We start from the raw sequence: 13392 nt of genomic DNA, 5'->3' as shown, positions 1-13392 counted from the left end.
CTTGGCGTCGACCTCCACCACTGCCACCGTGTTGCCCTCCTCGCTCAGAATCTGGGCGACATGTGATCCCACCTCGCCGGCACCAACAACCACGATGCGCACTGCTACATCCTTACTGAAAATCAGGGAGGGTGCGAGCACTCCCCGAGGTTGTGGCTTCGGCGTCCTTCACGCCCGGCTCCGGCGCGATAGGGCTGAGCTGAATACCCTCACCCGCTCTTCGGTCACCACTGCGTCCATGGTCACGTCGCCGGGATGCGAGGGCACGCCATCGACCAGCTGGCATTCGTAGGCCAATCCCACCACCAGGGGTTTGGCCGGTCGGGGTCCGTTCAGCAAAAAGGACAGCGCCCGGTCGTAGTAACCCTGGCCCCGCCCCGCCCGATGGCCCGCGGCATCGAAAACCACCACCGGGGCGTACACCACGTCGAGCTCCCGAGCCGACACCAATAGTTCTGCATCAACGTCGGGCTCGGGAATCCCAAAGCGGTTCGCGACAAACGGAGTTTCCGGTCCTGCGGGAGCGAACTGGATGGGAGCGGGGTCGCGCATCACCGGGAAGAACACCTCGATGCCCCGCAGGCGGCAGGCGGTCACCAACGGAGCCGGGTCCAACTCGCCATCGTCGGCCACCGTGGCCGACACCCGCTCGACACCATCGAGCCACCCCAGTGAGGTCACCGCATTGGAAACCGCTCGGGCGGCTCTCTGGGGATCGGGAAAAATGCGACGAGCCTCCCGGGCATCCGCCCTCATTCGGCTGAGGCTGACCACTGCTTCAGATTATCGCCAATGATCCGAATTTGGTTATCCCAAATGGCAACCTTGGCAGGTCGCATTTTCGCTGGCTAACTTCGCCTAGTTCTCTCAAACAGGGGGTCAATGTGGACGCCGTACCGTACCTTGCCGGATTGAGCGCGATTCTTGCGCTTGCCCTCGCTTTCTTCTTCTACAAGCTCGTGAAATCGGCCCCGCCGGGCAACGACCGCATGGTCCATCTCATGACCGAGATTCAGTCGGGCGCGAAGACCTTCCTGAAGCAGGAGTACACCTGGGTGGCCGGATTCGTGGTCATCATGGCGGTCCTTATTCCCCTGCTCACCGGAGTGGAGCTGACCTTCGTCAGCTACATCTTGGGCGCGGTGCTCTCGGCTGGCGCCGGCTACGTGGGCATGACCGTGGCCACCATGGCCAATGCCCGCACCACCCAGGCGGCCACCGAAGGCCCGGCTAAGGCTTTGCCGCTGGCCTTCCGGGGCGGCGCGGTCATGGGCTTCTCGGTGGCCGGACTGAGCCTTCTGGGCCTGGCCTTTACCTACTTGCTGTTCGTGGAATGGCTCAGCGTGGACGACCCGTTTGAAATCTTCACCGCTTTCGGGCTCGGGGCCAGTTCCATTGCCTTGTTCTCCCGCGTCGGCGGCGGCATCTACACCAAGGCCGCCGACGTTGGGGCCGATTTGGTGGGCAAGGTCGAGGCCGGCATCCCTGAGGATGATCCCCGCAACCCCGCCACCATCGCCGACAACGTGGGCGACAACGTGGGCGACGTGGCCGGCATGGGTGCCGACCTGTTCGAGAGCTACAGCGGCTCGATCATCGCCCCCATCGCCCTCACCGCGTTCTCGTTCGCGGTAGCAGGCAGCGAGGCCACCGGCGACGACATCGGTTTGGCGCAGCTCATGTTCCCCCTAGCCGTGGCCTTTGTGGGAATGCTGGCTGCAATCGTGGGGTCGTTCGCGGTTCGGGGCAGCGCCCGTGCCGACGTCAAGAGCCTGTCGCGCCAGCTCCACATGGGCACCAACGTGGCCATGGGCCTCACCGTGATCGGCACCATCCTGGTGGGACTGTGGTTCTTCTCCGGCGATGAGTTTGACGGCTGGTGGGGCCTGCCCATCTCAGTGATCGGCGGCCTCGCTGTGGGCTGGGCTATCGGCAAGGTGGCCGAGATCTGGACCAGCGACCACTACCCCCCCGTGCGCAAGATTGCCCAGCAATCGGAGACCGGCCCAGCTACCACCGTGCTCTCGGGCATCAGTGCCGGCATGGTGTCGGTGGCCGCCTCGGTCATCTTGATCGGCGCTGGCGTGCTGGTGGCCTACTGGGGTGGCCAGCAGACGCTGGGCGATAACACCGGAGCGGGCATCTACGGCATCGCGGTAGCAGCCATCGGGATGTTGGCCACCACCGGAGTGGTGGTGTCGGTGGATGCCTACGGCCCCATCGCTGACAATGCCGGCGGCATCGCCGAGATGGCCGAGCTAGACCCCAAGGTGCGGGAGGTGACCGACGCCCTGGACTCTTTGGGTAACACCACCGCCGCCATCGCCAAGGGATTCGCGGTGGGCTCGGCCGCGTTGACAGCCTTGGCGCTGTTCAAGACCTTCGAGGTGGCCCTCCAACTTGAGGATCCCGGCTTTGCCCTCTCGCTAAATGTGGGTCAGGTGGACGTATTCATCGGACTGTTCCTGGGGGCCATGCTGCCGTTCTTGTTCGCCGCCCTGACCATCGACGCGGTGGGCCGAGCGGCCAACAAGATGATCGAGGAGGTCCGCCGCCAGTTCCGGGAGATTCCCGGACTGCGGGAGGGTGCCGAGGGGGTCAACCCCGACTCATCTCGATGTGTGGCCATTTCCACGCAGGCCTCATTGCGGGAGATGCTGGTACCGGGAGCCCTGGCCGTAGCCGTGCCCTTGATCCTCGGGTTCATCGACGTCGATACCCTGGGCGGCTTCTTGGCCGGCGCCCTGGTCACTGGTTTCGCCCTGGCCATCTTCATGGCCAACGCCGGCGGAGCCTGGGACAACGCCAAGAAGTACATCGAGGCCGGCGCCCATGGCGGTAAGGGCTCCGAGCCCCACAAAGCCGCCGTGGTGGGCGACACCGTGGGTGACCCGTTCAAAGACACCTCCGGGCCATCGATGAACATCCTCATCAAGGTGATGACCATCGTCTCGCTGGTTTTCGCCTCCGCTTTCGTCTGATCCCCCAACTGGCTGAAGGCCGTGAGAACATAAGTCGATGCCGATAGCCAAAGTCCGCGACCTCGACCTGTACTTCGAGCTGCACGGCTCGGGTCCGCCCTTGCTCAACATCAGCGGCAGTGGCGGCGACCTGCGCATGACCGCCCCCGGCCTGAATCCGCTCAACGGGGCCTTTACCGTGGCCCACTACGACCAGCGGGGCTTGGGCCAAACCTCCACCCCGCCGATGCCGTGGACCATGGCCGACTACGCCGCCGATGCAGTTGCCTTCCTGGACTTTTTGGGATGGGACTCGGTACCGGTGGTGGGCACGAGCTTCGGTGGGATGGTGGGGATGAACATGGCGGTGCTCCATCCCGGGCGCATCAGCAAGCTGGTGCTCAACTGCACCTCACCGGGTGGGCCCGACTACAGCTCGTGGCCTCTTCACACCCTGGCCGACCTGGATCCCGAAGAACGGGGCGAAGTGGCGCTGGAGATCATGGACACCCGCTATGAGCGGGGCGGCCCGCTGCCTCCTGGTGTGGAGATGTTCGTGACCAACGCCCGCCCCGACGGCCCGGCCCTACCGCTAGAGACCCCCGGTGCCATCGGGCAACTCGACGCTCGCCGAGGCCACGACGTGGTTGACCGCCTCGGCGAGATCGACGTTCCCACCCTGGTGTGCGCCGGCGTCCACGACAGCATCGCCCCCATGCGCAACAGCGAACTCCTGCGCGACCGCATTCCTGGCGCCTGCCTCGCCACCTTCGACGGCGGCCACATCTTCATGATGCAAGACCCCACCGCCTACCCCACCATCCTGGACTTCCTCGCCGAAAGCTGAGGTTTGCTCCAACCCCTACGCTTGCGAGGGTGAACCGGGAGCGGGCACTACGGACACTGGGTTTGGAAAAGGGGGCCCGGGCTGACGACATCAACCGCGCCTATCGAGCACTGATCCGCCAGGCTCACCCCGATGCCGGGGGCAGCACCGCGGTGGCCGCCCGCATTACCGAGGCCTATCACTGGTTGCAACGGGCCGACACCCAGTCCCCTCCCCCGCCAAGGGCTCCTCAGCCGGATCAACCCCCTCCCGTCACAACCGACGACAGCATGACTCTGCTGCTCCCTCCTGGTGACGTGTTCATCCGGTTGGTGGAAGCCGGACATCAGCTGGGCGAGGTGAGCTATATCGACCGCGACGCCGGCATCGTGCAAGTGACGTTCACCGCCGACAACGGCGTTGTGTGTCAGCTGGCCGCCACTGTTGCGTCCGGCAGCGGCTCTGCCTCCCGTGGTGATACCCGCGTCGAATTCACCCTCGATCCCCTGGCCAGTGGCGAGCCGCCTCCTATTGGCCGTGTGGTCGCCCACTTGGCCCGCCTTGTCCGCAATACGTCGAGCTGACCCCAATTCAAACTGTCACTGGTCGTTCGTAGAGTGATCAACCCATGTCGGTTGTTTCCCCACCCTCCGGCGCTGTCATCCAGCCTGCGTTATGGAGCGTCGAAGAGCCCGTCGCGCTGGAACCGGCATTAAAACGGGTGGAGTTGGGCAATGCGGCCTGGGTCGACACCATGACCGGGTTCGTACGAGGCGGTGACACCTTGCTGAACACCTTGGTGGCCACCGTTCACCTCATGGCCGAGCGGAGACCAATGTACGAGAACATGGTGGACGTCCCCCGGTTGTCGGCACATCTCCCCACCGATCACTTGGAGTCAACAGTCCCGGTGATCGGTGATATCGCCGCTCTGTTGGGCGCCCGCTACCGCAAGGCCTTCACCCGCGTCGGCATCAACCTCTATCGCAACGAGCGCGACAGCGTGGCCTGGCACGCCGACAAGATCGGACGAGTTATGCACCAGCCCATCGTCGGCCTGGTTTCGCTGGGTGCAGCCCGTCCCTTCCTGCTCCGACCCCTCGGCGGAGGCCGATCCCGCCGATTCGTCCTCGGCTCGGGCGATCTGTTGGTGATGGGCGGCACCTGCCAGCACCGCTTCGAGCACGCCGTACCCAAGCTCACCCTCCCCACCACCCCCCGCCTCAGCCTCACTTTCCGCCACGACGATTGAGACCGGAGCGACACCAGTGCCCAGTGATCGAACCAATGACTTCAAGACCGAAGCTCTCGCCTGCTTGAGTCGGCTGACGGCCAACCAGTCATCCGACTTCCGCCCTGGCCAGCTTGAGGCCATCCAAGAGCTGGTAGAGGCCCGGAACCGAGTCCTGCTGGTTCAGCGGACTGGCTGGGGCAAGAGCGCTGTCTATTTCATCGCTACTCGTCTCTTGCGCGACCGAGGACTAGGGCCCACCCTGCTCGTGTCTCCCCTTTTAGCATTGATGCGGAACCAAATTGAGGCCGCTCAGCGAATGGGGGTGCGGGCAGCAACCATCAACAGTTCAAATCAGGATGAATGGGAGGCGGTCTACGCCGACATCGCCGCTAACCAGATTGATGTATTACTGATCTCGCCTGAGAGGCTGGCCAATCGTGATTTCCGAACTGAGCACCTACCGACGCTGGCCCGACGCGGCGGCCTATTGGTGGTCGACGAGGTCCATTGCATTTCCGATTGGGGACACGACTTTCGGCCCGATTATCGGCGCATCAAGGGCGTCTTGGACCTACTGCCCCCTGGGATTCCTGTCTTGGGCTGTACCGCGACAGCCAACAACCGGGTGGTCGATGACGTTGCCGAACAGCTTGGAGCCGAATTGGTGCCAATTCGAGGACCTCTGGGTCGGGAGGGCTTGCGGCTTAGCGGCTTTGCCCCTGCGCCCCAACAAAAGCGATTGGCATGGCTGGCAGAGACGATCCCCTTGCTGCCGGGAACCGGCATCGTCTACTGCCTCACCATCCGCGATGCAGAGAGGATCGCCGCCTGGCTTAACTCTCGAGGGCTCAATGCCGTCGCATATTCGGGCAGTTCAGCCAATGACCACCGCTTGGAAGTCGAACGACAACTCCTGAGCAACCATGTGAAAATAGTTTCGGCGACTTCCGCACTGGGGATGGGATTCGACAAACCTGACCTTTCGTTCGTCATCCACTATCAGGCACCGGGCTCGCCCATTGCCTACTACCAGCAAGTGGGGAGAGCCGGGCGGACGCTAGACGAGTCGTTGGGCATCCTGCTCCAAGGCTACGAAGACGCTGAAATCCAGAACTTCTTTATCGAATCTGCCTTTCCCACCGCTGATCAAGCTCTTCAGATCGTGGGGCTTCTCGAGCGAACAGCGGCGCCCATGAAGCCCACCGAAATCGAGCGGGTGGTGAACATCCGGCGCTCGCGGCTTGAACAGCTCCTTAAGATCCTGGAAGTCGATGGTGCCGTCGAACGTATTGCCGCTGGGTGGCAGCGAACGCTTCAACCTTGGAGCTATGACCGTGACCGAATAGAAGCAGTCACAGCACTGCGCTGGGAAGAGCAATCTCAGATGGCCGACTATGCCAGCACTGACCAGTGCCGAATGGAACTACTGAGGTCATTCTTGGATGACTCGCAGACTCAACTTTGTGGCATCTGCGACAACTGCCTGTCAGACCGCAGGGAACTCACAGCGAGTCCTCATTTGGTTCAAGCCGCTGTGGACTTCCTCCGAGGGACGGAACTCACGATAGAGCCCCGAAAGCAGTTCCCTGGCCAGGGCAGAATCCCCGAAGAACACCGTTGTGAACCAGGGCGAGTGCTTGTCCTGTGGGGTGACGGTGGCTGGGCAACACTCGTTCAGACCGGCAAAGGTGAAGGCCACTTCGACGACAAACTGGTTGAGGCCTCAGTGGACCTGATCCGCAAACGCTGGCGACCTGACCCAGCACCAACCTGGGTGACCTATATCCCCTCCCTGAAACATCCCGCACTCGTCAGAGATTTCGCCCAACGCATCGCCCAGGAGCTGGCCCTTCCGTGCCATGATGCGATTGTCAAGGTCCACGACACCCAGCCGCAGAAGTTCATGCAGAACAGTGCCAATCAGTACGCAAACATCAAGGATGCATTCCAGGCCATCCCAGAAATTCCTTCTGAGCCCGTACTCTTGGTTGACGACATAGTTGACTCCCGATGGACCTTCACCGAGACCGGGTCTCTGCTACGAAGCGCCGGTGCCGGACCGGTTTACCCGTTCGCCTTGGCAGATACGGCAGGAAGGTCTGCCCGTGACTGATTTCAGACCAATCGGGGGTGGGAGCACAGCCAACCAGGACTCATTGGCCGCGATATTGCTAACCAGCAGACTGGCCTCAGAAGGGGTCAAGCCACTGACTTCTGCGGAGTACTGGCAGCGATCTGAACTCGCCAGCCGACCAAGCGCACTCCTTGAAACATCGCCCGAAACACTGTGCGCTATGCACGGTCTTGCCGAGGAAATGGCTTCTAGGATTACCGCCCTCTTCAATCGAGCTGTCGCGATGGCCTTCGAGGTCGACCGCTTGAAGCAATCGGGCATTCACACTCTCGCCCCGTTCGACGAGCACTATCCATGCCTGTTCAGGTATCGGCTGAAAAAGAAGGCTCCGGTGGTGCTGCACGCCGCTGGATCCCTTGATCTCTTCGACCACTCAGGTCTCGGAGTCGTTGGAAGCCGAGATATCGGCCAAGAAGGCGCCGAAGTCGCCAAGGAGGCAGCCCGGTTGGCCACTCGGCTGGGTTTGCCGGTGGTTTCCGGTGGTGCTCGGGGGGTGGATCGCCTAGCGATGAACGCGGCTTTCGACGAGCACGGCGCGGAGGGCACTGTGATCGGATTCTTGGCCGACTCCTTGGAGCGGCAGCTCAAGCAACCCGACACCAGACGGGCCATCCTCGACAAGCGCATCCTGCTGTGTACCCCCTATGAGCCAGACGCTCACTTCACCGCGGGCCGGGCCATGGGTAGAAACAAACTCATCTACGCCGGGTCCGTGATCACGCTGGTCGTAGCCAGCGACAAGAAGTCTGGTGGCACATGGGCTGGAGCGGTCGAAGCGCTCAAGCACGGATTCGGTGCCGTTGCAGTTTGGAGAGGCCCAGGTGAGGGACCAGGAAATCAATCCCTAGAGCAGTTGGGAGCGACGCCTGTTGGTTCGCTAGACGACCTTGAAGCCCTGCTGATAAGCGCTCAAGCCAAGCCGACCTCAGCAGAAAATCGAGTACAAATCGAAGAAAGCCCTCAGGTACCACTCCCTTTGGAACTGGGCTTCGACGCTTAGATCAGGCTGGATACTCCGACAGTCAGCTCAGGTTGAAGACCGTGCGGATGCCGATGCTGGCTCGGAGGTCGTCGAGGCCGGCGTTGATCTCGTCGATGGGGCGGCGGGCGGTGATCATGGGCTCGAGGTCGAGGCGGCCGTTCTGCCACAGGGCCAAAAGGCGGGGAACCTCTCGCTGGGAGTTGCAACCGCCGAACAGACAGCCGAGCAGCTTCTTCTCGGCGGTGAGGTACATCACTGCCGGGTTGATGGTCACCGTGTGCTCCAGAGCGGGCGCGCCCACCATCACCGTGGTGCCACCGTTGCGGGTGGCGGCCAGCCCGGCCTCCACCAGCGGGCCGGCTCCGGCCGCGTCGAAGGCGTAGTCCACCCCGATGCCGCGGGTCGCCTCCTGCACGTGGGCCACCACGTCGGTCTCGTTCGGATCGAGCAGATCAGTGGCCCCGAACGCCACCGCGGCGTTGCGGCGCTCGGCCACCGGATCAGAGGCGAAAATGCGAGACGCGCCGGCCAGCCGAGCTCCCTGCACCACCGACATGCCCACGCCGCCCAAACCCATCACCAGTACAGTGGCGCCTTCCTCCACCTTGGCGGTGTTGAGCACCGCGCCCACTCCGGTCTGGATGGCGCAGCCGATCACCGCGGCCACCTCTAAGGGCACGTCGGGGTCGATCTTCACCGCGGCTGATTCGGCCACCATGGTCAGCTCGCCAAAACCGGCCACTCCGAGGCCTCGATACACCGGCTGGCCGTCCATGGAGAACGGAATCGAACCATCGGGCATGGTGCCCATGAACATGGAGGATGCCACCGCGCACAGTGTGGTCTCGCCCCGCACGCACCAGTAGCACACGCCGCACGGCCCGAACGGCGACAGCATGACATGGTCGCCCGGAGCCAGCGATTTCACGCCGGGGCCCACCGCGTCGACGATCCCGGCCGCCTCGTGGCCCAGGATGATCGGGGTCATCATCTCGGGAGCGTCGATCATGGTCAGATCGGAATGGCACAGGCCGCAGTGGGTGACCTGCACCCGCACCTGCCCCGGTCCGGGGTCGACGCAGTACACATCAGCCATCACCAATGGCGATGCCGGTGATGCCAGCAGTGCAGCCCTCATAGGAACCTCTCTTCTGGGTCTATTTCTTGCCGGCTTTCCAGCCGGTGGTGGCACCGGTGACCATGCCGTAGGGACCTGACGGCCACCGGAAGCAGTCCACCATGAGCTGGTCTATCTCCTCCCGGCTGGCCACACCCTCGGCCACCACCGCATTGGCCTCCCGGATCATGGCCCCGTACACCCGATTGGTGACGTATCCCCAGCTCATAGCCGAGTCTTTGATCACCACCGGGTTCTTGCCCGCGGCGGCGGCCAGGCGGCAAATGGTCTCGGTGGTCTCATCGGAGGTCTGAGGGGCCCGAACGATCTCGGCCAGCTTCATGACTGGCGGCGGCGACGCCCAGTGCCATCCGATTACCCGATCGGCCCGGTCGGTGGCCACCGCCAGAGCTTGCACCGGATACCCGCTGGAGTTGGATGCAAGGATGGTGTGATCGGGGCATTTCTTGTCGAGGTCTCGGAACAGCTCGATCTTGAGGTCTAATCGCTCGGGGACCGCCTCAATGATCACATCCACGGCCGCAGCCGCATCCGGGTCGGTGGTGAAGTCGATACGGGTTAGCACTGCCTCAGCCTCGGCCTCGGTCATCTTGCCCCGGGCGACTGCCCCCTGGATACCGAATCGGCCCTCGGCCACCAGACCAGGTGCCGCGGCCACCACGTCGGGATCAATGTCGAAGGCCACTACAGGATGGCCGGCGATGGCCATCACCTGGGCGATGCCCGAACCCATCACCCCCGAGCCGATGACCCCGATTTTCTCTTGTCCTTCGGTCACGACAGGTGAGCGTTGAACCAGGCTGCCATGCGGGACCAGCCGTCGGCCGCGGCATCGGCGTTGTACGACGGACGCTCATCGCACAAGAACCCGTGGTCTGCCTCGGCATAGCGCACGATCTCAGTGGGCTTGGCATTGCCCTCGAGGTCGGACCGAAGCTGCTCCACACCCTCGACAGGGATCATGCCGTCGAGATCGCCGAACAGGCCCAACCAGGGGCACTGGAGGTCTCCGTGGCGGTCCGCCAGCTTGGGCATGCCGGGGGTAAAGCCATCGGTGACGATGGCCCCGCCGTAGTAGGTGACCGCCGCGCCCACCGGGCGGCTGATGGCGGTAAGAAACGTCACCCGGCCGCCCATGCAGAACCCAGTGATGCCCACCTTGTTTGAGGAGATTCCCTCTCCGGCCAGGTAGTCGAGGGAGGCGTCCACATCCATGAGCGATTGGGAGTCGAGGAGGTTGCCCATCATCTCGAAAATCTTGTCCATTTCGTCGTAGCCGGCCAGGTTGTTCTCATAGCGGTGATACAAGTCGGGGGCCACCGCCATATAGCCCTCGGCTGCCATCCGCCGGGTCACGTCCTCGATATGGCCATTCAGCCCGAAGGCCTCCATGATGACGATGACCGCAGCTTGCGGCTCGCCATCGGGCCGGGCCACGTACAGCCTCATCGGGCCGTCGGCGGTGGAGAGTTCTACGTTCTCAGTTTGCATGCCAGCCGATGGTAGTCGTCACCTCGGCTGGCTGACCCAGTGGCAGAAGGGAGAATCCGGGGTCTTTGCCCTCAGTCAGGACGAGGGGCATAAAGCGGATCAGTTCGATCACGGCTGCCTCGCAGGAACCGCTCATCAAAAGGCCGAAATTGCTCTTCTCGCACCCACTCTGTGGTTGCTAACCGCCGCGAGATGCGCCAAGGACCGCCGTTGCGCCTAGACACGTCGTCGATAAAGCGGAATCCCACCGAGAGGTTTAGCTCGGGCGGGCCACCCTCGGTCCAGTGGCGGGCGATGCCATGGGCTTCGGAGCGAGCCCAATGCACGATGTCACCGTCGGCCGAGACCTCCGGCTCTGATTCGATTTCTACCAGCACATTCAGCACGGTGTGGACCGAGCCGGTGTAACGGCGCAGCAGCCGCTCGCTCCACACCAGATACTCGTCCACGGTGCCCTCGAAGGTCCCGTGGGAATCGGTGGCGTCGGGGTGGTAGCACGAGCGGACTAGCTCCATGTCGAGGCGGTCTACGCCTCGGCAATACCGGTAGAGCAGTTCGGTGATCTCCTGCTTGGCCAGGAGATCGGCCACCTCGTCCTGGCTGTCTGACATATCCACGCCTGTCATTTTGCATCGTGACCGATCTGGTCTGCGGCTTTCAGGGAGACCATCCCCGCCTCGCATCTGTCTGGTTAGACTCAGCGCGAGGTGGCTGCGAACCCCGAGCCCGATGCCGCATGGCACACCGACCCATTCGGGCGGCATGAGGCCCGTTGGTGGAACGGCTCAAAATGGACCGAGAAAGTCCGTGACGGAGAGCAGACCGGCATCGACCCACCCGGTATTGCCGTTGCCCCCCAAGGTGTGCCCCTCAACGAACCGGCCTCCCCCATTCCCGGGCGGCGCATGATCCGACTGTTCGGCCGTCGGCTGCCGGGTGCCATGTTGCTGGCCTCAGTAGCCCTCGTCGCAGTAATTGCGCTGGTGATCGTGGTCGTGGCCGTCTTGATCTAGCGGCCCCAACAACTTTCTAATCAGTAACTGCCGATAGTGTCCTGCCCGTGGCGAAGCGAGAGATCATCCTGCACGAATACGTAGACATCACCGGCCAGTCGGCATGGCCGTATATGGAGCACATCAAGATCCAGAATCGCGACCCCCGAGCCGGTTTCGAATTGCTCGGCACCTGGTACGCCATGGGGATAACCGCCCGCTGGCCCCAGGTTGTGAATCTGTGGGACTCAGGGGGCTGGGACGGCTGGCTTGAGCGGGTGGACCGGCTCAACCTCAAGCGGAAATCCAACGACCTGCTCGACGAGTGGTGGGAAGATGCCTTCAAGCTCCGCACGAGAGGATATGACCGGGTTCTGGGTTCGGTGCCCGAATCGCCCCCAGTGGCGTCGGTGTTCGCCGGAGAGGTGCGGGGCACGCTCACCGGGCCTGAGGCATACGAAGACGACACCTACATCAATCGCTCATAGCAAGACAGGAGCATCAACTATGCGGGGCATCCTTTTCGACGGCGAGGCAGCACTGGTAGTCGACGGGCTGGGGACGACGGACCTTGAGCCCGACCAGGTTCGAGTGCGCATCGGCGCCGCGGGGGTATGCCACTCCGACGTGTCGGTAATCAACGGCACGTTCGGACAGATGTTCTCTCCTCCATTTGTGATGGGCCACGAGGGTGCCGGCCAGGTGGAGGCCGTGGGCAGCGACGTGACCACCGTCGAGGTCGGAGACCATGTGGTGATTGCCACCATCGACAATTGCGGACGCTGTTCGGTGTGCGCCACTGGCCATCCCACCCTGTGCCAGACCTCCAAGTTGGGAGCGGCCATCGCCAAGCGCAACGAGACCGGCGAGGAGCCCGGCCCCGGCGACCTTCCCGCCTATTTCACCTACCAGGGTCAGGAGATCATGGGGTTCGCCAACACCGGCGTGTTCGCTGAAGAAGTGGTGGTGGGACAAGGCCAGGTGGTGGCCATCGACAAGCGGGTGCCGTTCACCAGCGCCTGCCTCATCGGCTGTGGCGTGCTCACTGGCACCGGCGCCATATTCAACCGGGCTCAGGTGTACCGGGGCGATTCGGTGGCGGTGATAGGCGTGGGCGGTATCGGCCTCAATGTGATCCAAGCCGCCCGTATCGCCGGGGCCACAAAGATCATCGCGGTCGACAACAACCCAGCCAAGGAGGGCTTTGCCCGTCAATTCGGCGCCACCCACTTCGTGGACTCGGGAAATGACCCGACTATCGATACCGTGCGGGAAATCTCCGGGGGCGGGGTTAACTGCTCAGTGGAATGCGTGGGGAACACCTCGCTGATGGTCGACGCGGTGGAGATGCTGGGCCCCGGCGGCAACATGGTGATCTTGGGCGTGGCTGGAATGGATGCGGTGATGGAGCTAGCCCCATTCAAGCTCTACCAGAACAAGTCGATCATGGGGTGCCGCTACGGATCGTCCCGGCCCGCCTTCGATATTCCCGCTTTGGTGGACCTGTATCTCGATGGCCGACTGTTGCTGGACGAGTTGGTGTCGGCCACCTACGACCTTGCCGAACTCGACAAGGCCTTCGACGATCTCGAGGCCGGGAAGCTGGCCCGAGGGGTGCTCGATTTGGGCTGAGTG

At 63.2% G+C, this 13392-nt stretch carries 14 protein-coding genes; 9 read left to right on the top strand and 5 right to left on the bottom strand.

Annotated features, from left to right (window positions below; all coding sequences use genetic code 11):
* Positions 1 to 168: 168 nt before the first annotated feature.
* Positions 169 to 756 carry a 5-formyltetrahydrofolate cyclo-ligase gene (locus OXG30_15150; protein MCY4136227.1) on the bottom strand — a complete coding sequence of 196 codons (588 nt, stop codon included), beginning with the start codon at positions 754 to 756 and terminating at the stop codon, positions 169 to 171.
* Between the two features lie 128 nt (positions 757 to 884).
* On the opposite strand from OXG30_15150, the gene OXG30_15145 reads away from it, so the two are divergent.
* The 6 genes from OXG30_15145 (at position 885) to OXG30_15120 (ending at position 8154) form a co-directional block, all read left to right on the top strand.
* Positions 885 to 2981, top strand: coding sequence for a sodium-translocating pyrophosphatase (locus tag OXG30_15145; GenBank protein ID MCY4136226.1), 2097 nt, complete (start codon positions 885 to 887; stop codon positions 2979 to 2981).
* 37 nt (positions 2982 to 3018) lie between these two features.
* Positions 3019 to 3807, top strand: a complete 789-nt coding sequence (locus OXG30_15140; protein MCY4136225.1) for an alpha/beta fold hydrolase — start codon at positions 3019 to 3021, stop codon at positions 3805 to 3807.
* 29 nt (positions 3808 to 3836) lie between these two features.
* Positions 3837 to 4370, top strand: a complete 534-nt coding sequence (locus OXG30_15135) for a J domain-containing protein (protein ID MCY4136224.1) — start codon at positions 3837 to 3839, stop codon at positions 4368 to 4370.
* 44 nt (positions 4371 to 4414) lie between these two features.
* Entirely contained in the window at positions 4415 to 5038 is a 624-nt protein-coding gene (locus OXG30_15130) for an alpha-ketoglutarate-dependent dioxygenase AlkB (protein ID MCY4136223.1), read from the top strand.
* A gap of 64 nt (positions 5039 to 5102) precedes the next feature.
* Positions 5103 to 7133 carry a RecQ family ATP-dependent DNA helicase gene (locus tag OXG30_15125; GenBank protein MCY4136222.1) on the top strand — a complete coding sequence of 677 codons (2031 nt, stop codon included), beginning with the start codon at positions 5103 to 5105 and terminating at the stop codon, positions 7131 to 7133.
* A 244-nt stretch (positions 7134 to 7377) separates the two neighbouring features.
* Positions 7378 to 8154, top strand: a complete 777-nt coding sequence (locus tag OXG30_15120; protein ID MCY4136221.1) for a DNA-processing protein DprA — start codon at positions 7378 to 7380, stop codon at positions 8152 to 8154.
* A gap of 22 nt (positions 8155 to 8176) precedes the next feature.
* On the opposite strand, the gene OXG30_15115 is transcribed toward OXG30_15120, so the two are convergent.
* The 4 genes from OXG30_15115 to OXG30_15100 form a co-directional block, all read right to left on the bottom strand.
* A complete protein-coding gene (locus OXG30_15115) occupies positions 8177 to 9274 on the bottom strand; it encodes a Zn-dependent alcohol dehydrogenase (protein MCY4136220.1) in 1098 nt (365 codons plus the stop codon).
* Positions 9275 to 9293: 19 nt separating this feature from the next.
* The gene (locus OXG30_15110) at positions 9294 to 10052 is read right to left on the bottom strand and encodes a 3-hydroxyacyl-CoA dehydrogenase family protein (GenBank protein MCY4136219.1); all 759 of its coding nucleotides are present in this window, start codon (positions 10050 to 10052) and stop codon (positions 9294 to 9296) included.
* Entirely contained in the window at positions 10049 to 10765 is a 717-nt protein-coding gene (locus tag OXG30_15105; GenBank protein MCY4136218.1) for a dienelactone hydrolase family protein, read from the bottom strand. The genes OXG30_15110 and OXG30_15105 overlap by 4 nt, the downstream gene beginning before the upstream one ends.
* 71 nt (positions 10766 to 10836) lie before the next feature.
* A complete protein-coding gene (locus OXG30_15100) occupies positions 10837 to 11376 on the bottom strand; it encodes a nuclear transport factor 2 family protein (GenBank protein ID MCY4136217.1) in 540 nt (179 codons plus the stop codon).
* Between the two features lie 96 nt (positions 11377 to 11472).
* On the opposite strand from OXG30_15100, the gene OXG30_15095 reads away from it, so the two are divergent.
* From OXG30_15095 to OXG30_15085, 3 genes are read left to right on the top strand one after another with little or no spacing between them, the layout of a single operon-like run.
* A complete protein-coding gene (locus OXG30_15095) occupies positions 11473 to 11778 on the top strand; it encodes a DUF2510 domain-containing protein (protein MCY4136216.1) in 306 nt (101 codons plus the stop codon).
* 47 nt (positions 11779 to 11825) lie between these two features.
* On the top strand, positions 11826 to 12245 hold the full coding sequence (locus OXG30_15090) for a hypothetical protein (protein MCY4136215.1): 420 nt from the start codon (positions 11826 to 11828) through the stop codon (positions 12243 to 12245).
* A gap of 19 nt (positions 12246 to 12264) precedes the next feature.
* Positions 12265 to 13389: an alcohol dehydrogenase catalytic domain-containing protein gene (locus OXG30_15085; protein MCY4136214.1), complete on the top strand. Its 1125-nt coding sequence runs from the start codon at positions 12265 to 12267 to the stop codon at positions 13387 to 13389.
* Positions 13390 to 13392: the final 3 nt, after the last annotated feature.

The organism is bacterium (assembly GCA_026708015.1).
Taxonomy (GTDB): domain Bacteria; phylum Actinomycetota; class Acidimicrobiia; order Acidimicrobiales; family Bin134; genus Poriferisocius.
This window is presented reverse-complemented; position numbering and strand designations above follow the sequence as displayed.

Bases quoted from the DNA above. Each gene is read 5' to 3' on its own strand.
- OXG30_15150 (MCY4136227.1), bottom strand. From the start codon at position 756: ATGAGGGCGGATGCCCGGGAGGCTCGTCGCATTTTTCCCGATCCCCAG.
- OXG30_15140 (MCY4136225.1), top strand. From the start codon at position 3,019: ATGCCGATAGCCAAAGTCCGCGACCTCGACCTGTACTTCGAGCTGCAC.
- OXG30_15130 (MCY4136223.1), top strand. From the start codon at position 4,415: ATGTCGGTTGTTTCCCCACCCTCCGGCGCTGTCATCCAGCCTGCGTTA.
- OXG30_15120 (MCY4136221.1), top strand. From the start codon at position 7,378: ATGGCCTTCGAGGTCGACCGCTTGAAGCAATCGGGCATTCACACTCTC.
- OXG30_15115 (MCY4136220.1), bottom strand. From the start codon at position 9,274: ATGAGGGCTGCACTGCTGGCATCACCGGCATCGCCATTGGTGATGGCT.
- OXG30_15105 (MCY4136218.1), bottom strand. From the start codon at position 10,765: ATGCAAACTGAGAACGTAGAACTCTCCACCGCCGACGGCCCGATGAGG.
- OXG30_15100 (MCY4136217.1), bottom strand. From the start codon at position 11,376: ATGTCAGACAGCCAGGACGAGGTGGCCGATCTCCTGGCCAAGCAGGAG.
- OXG30_15085 (MCY4136214.1), top strand. From the start codon at position 12,265: ATGCGGGGCATCCTTTTCGACGGCGAGGCAGCACTGGTAGTCGACGGG.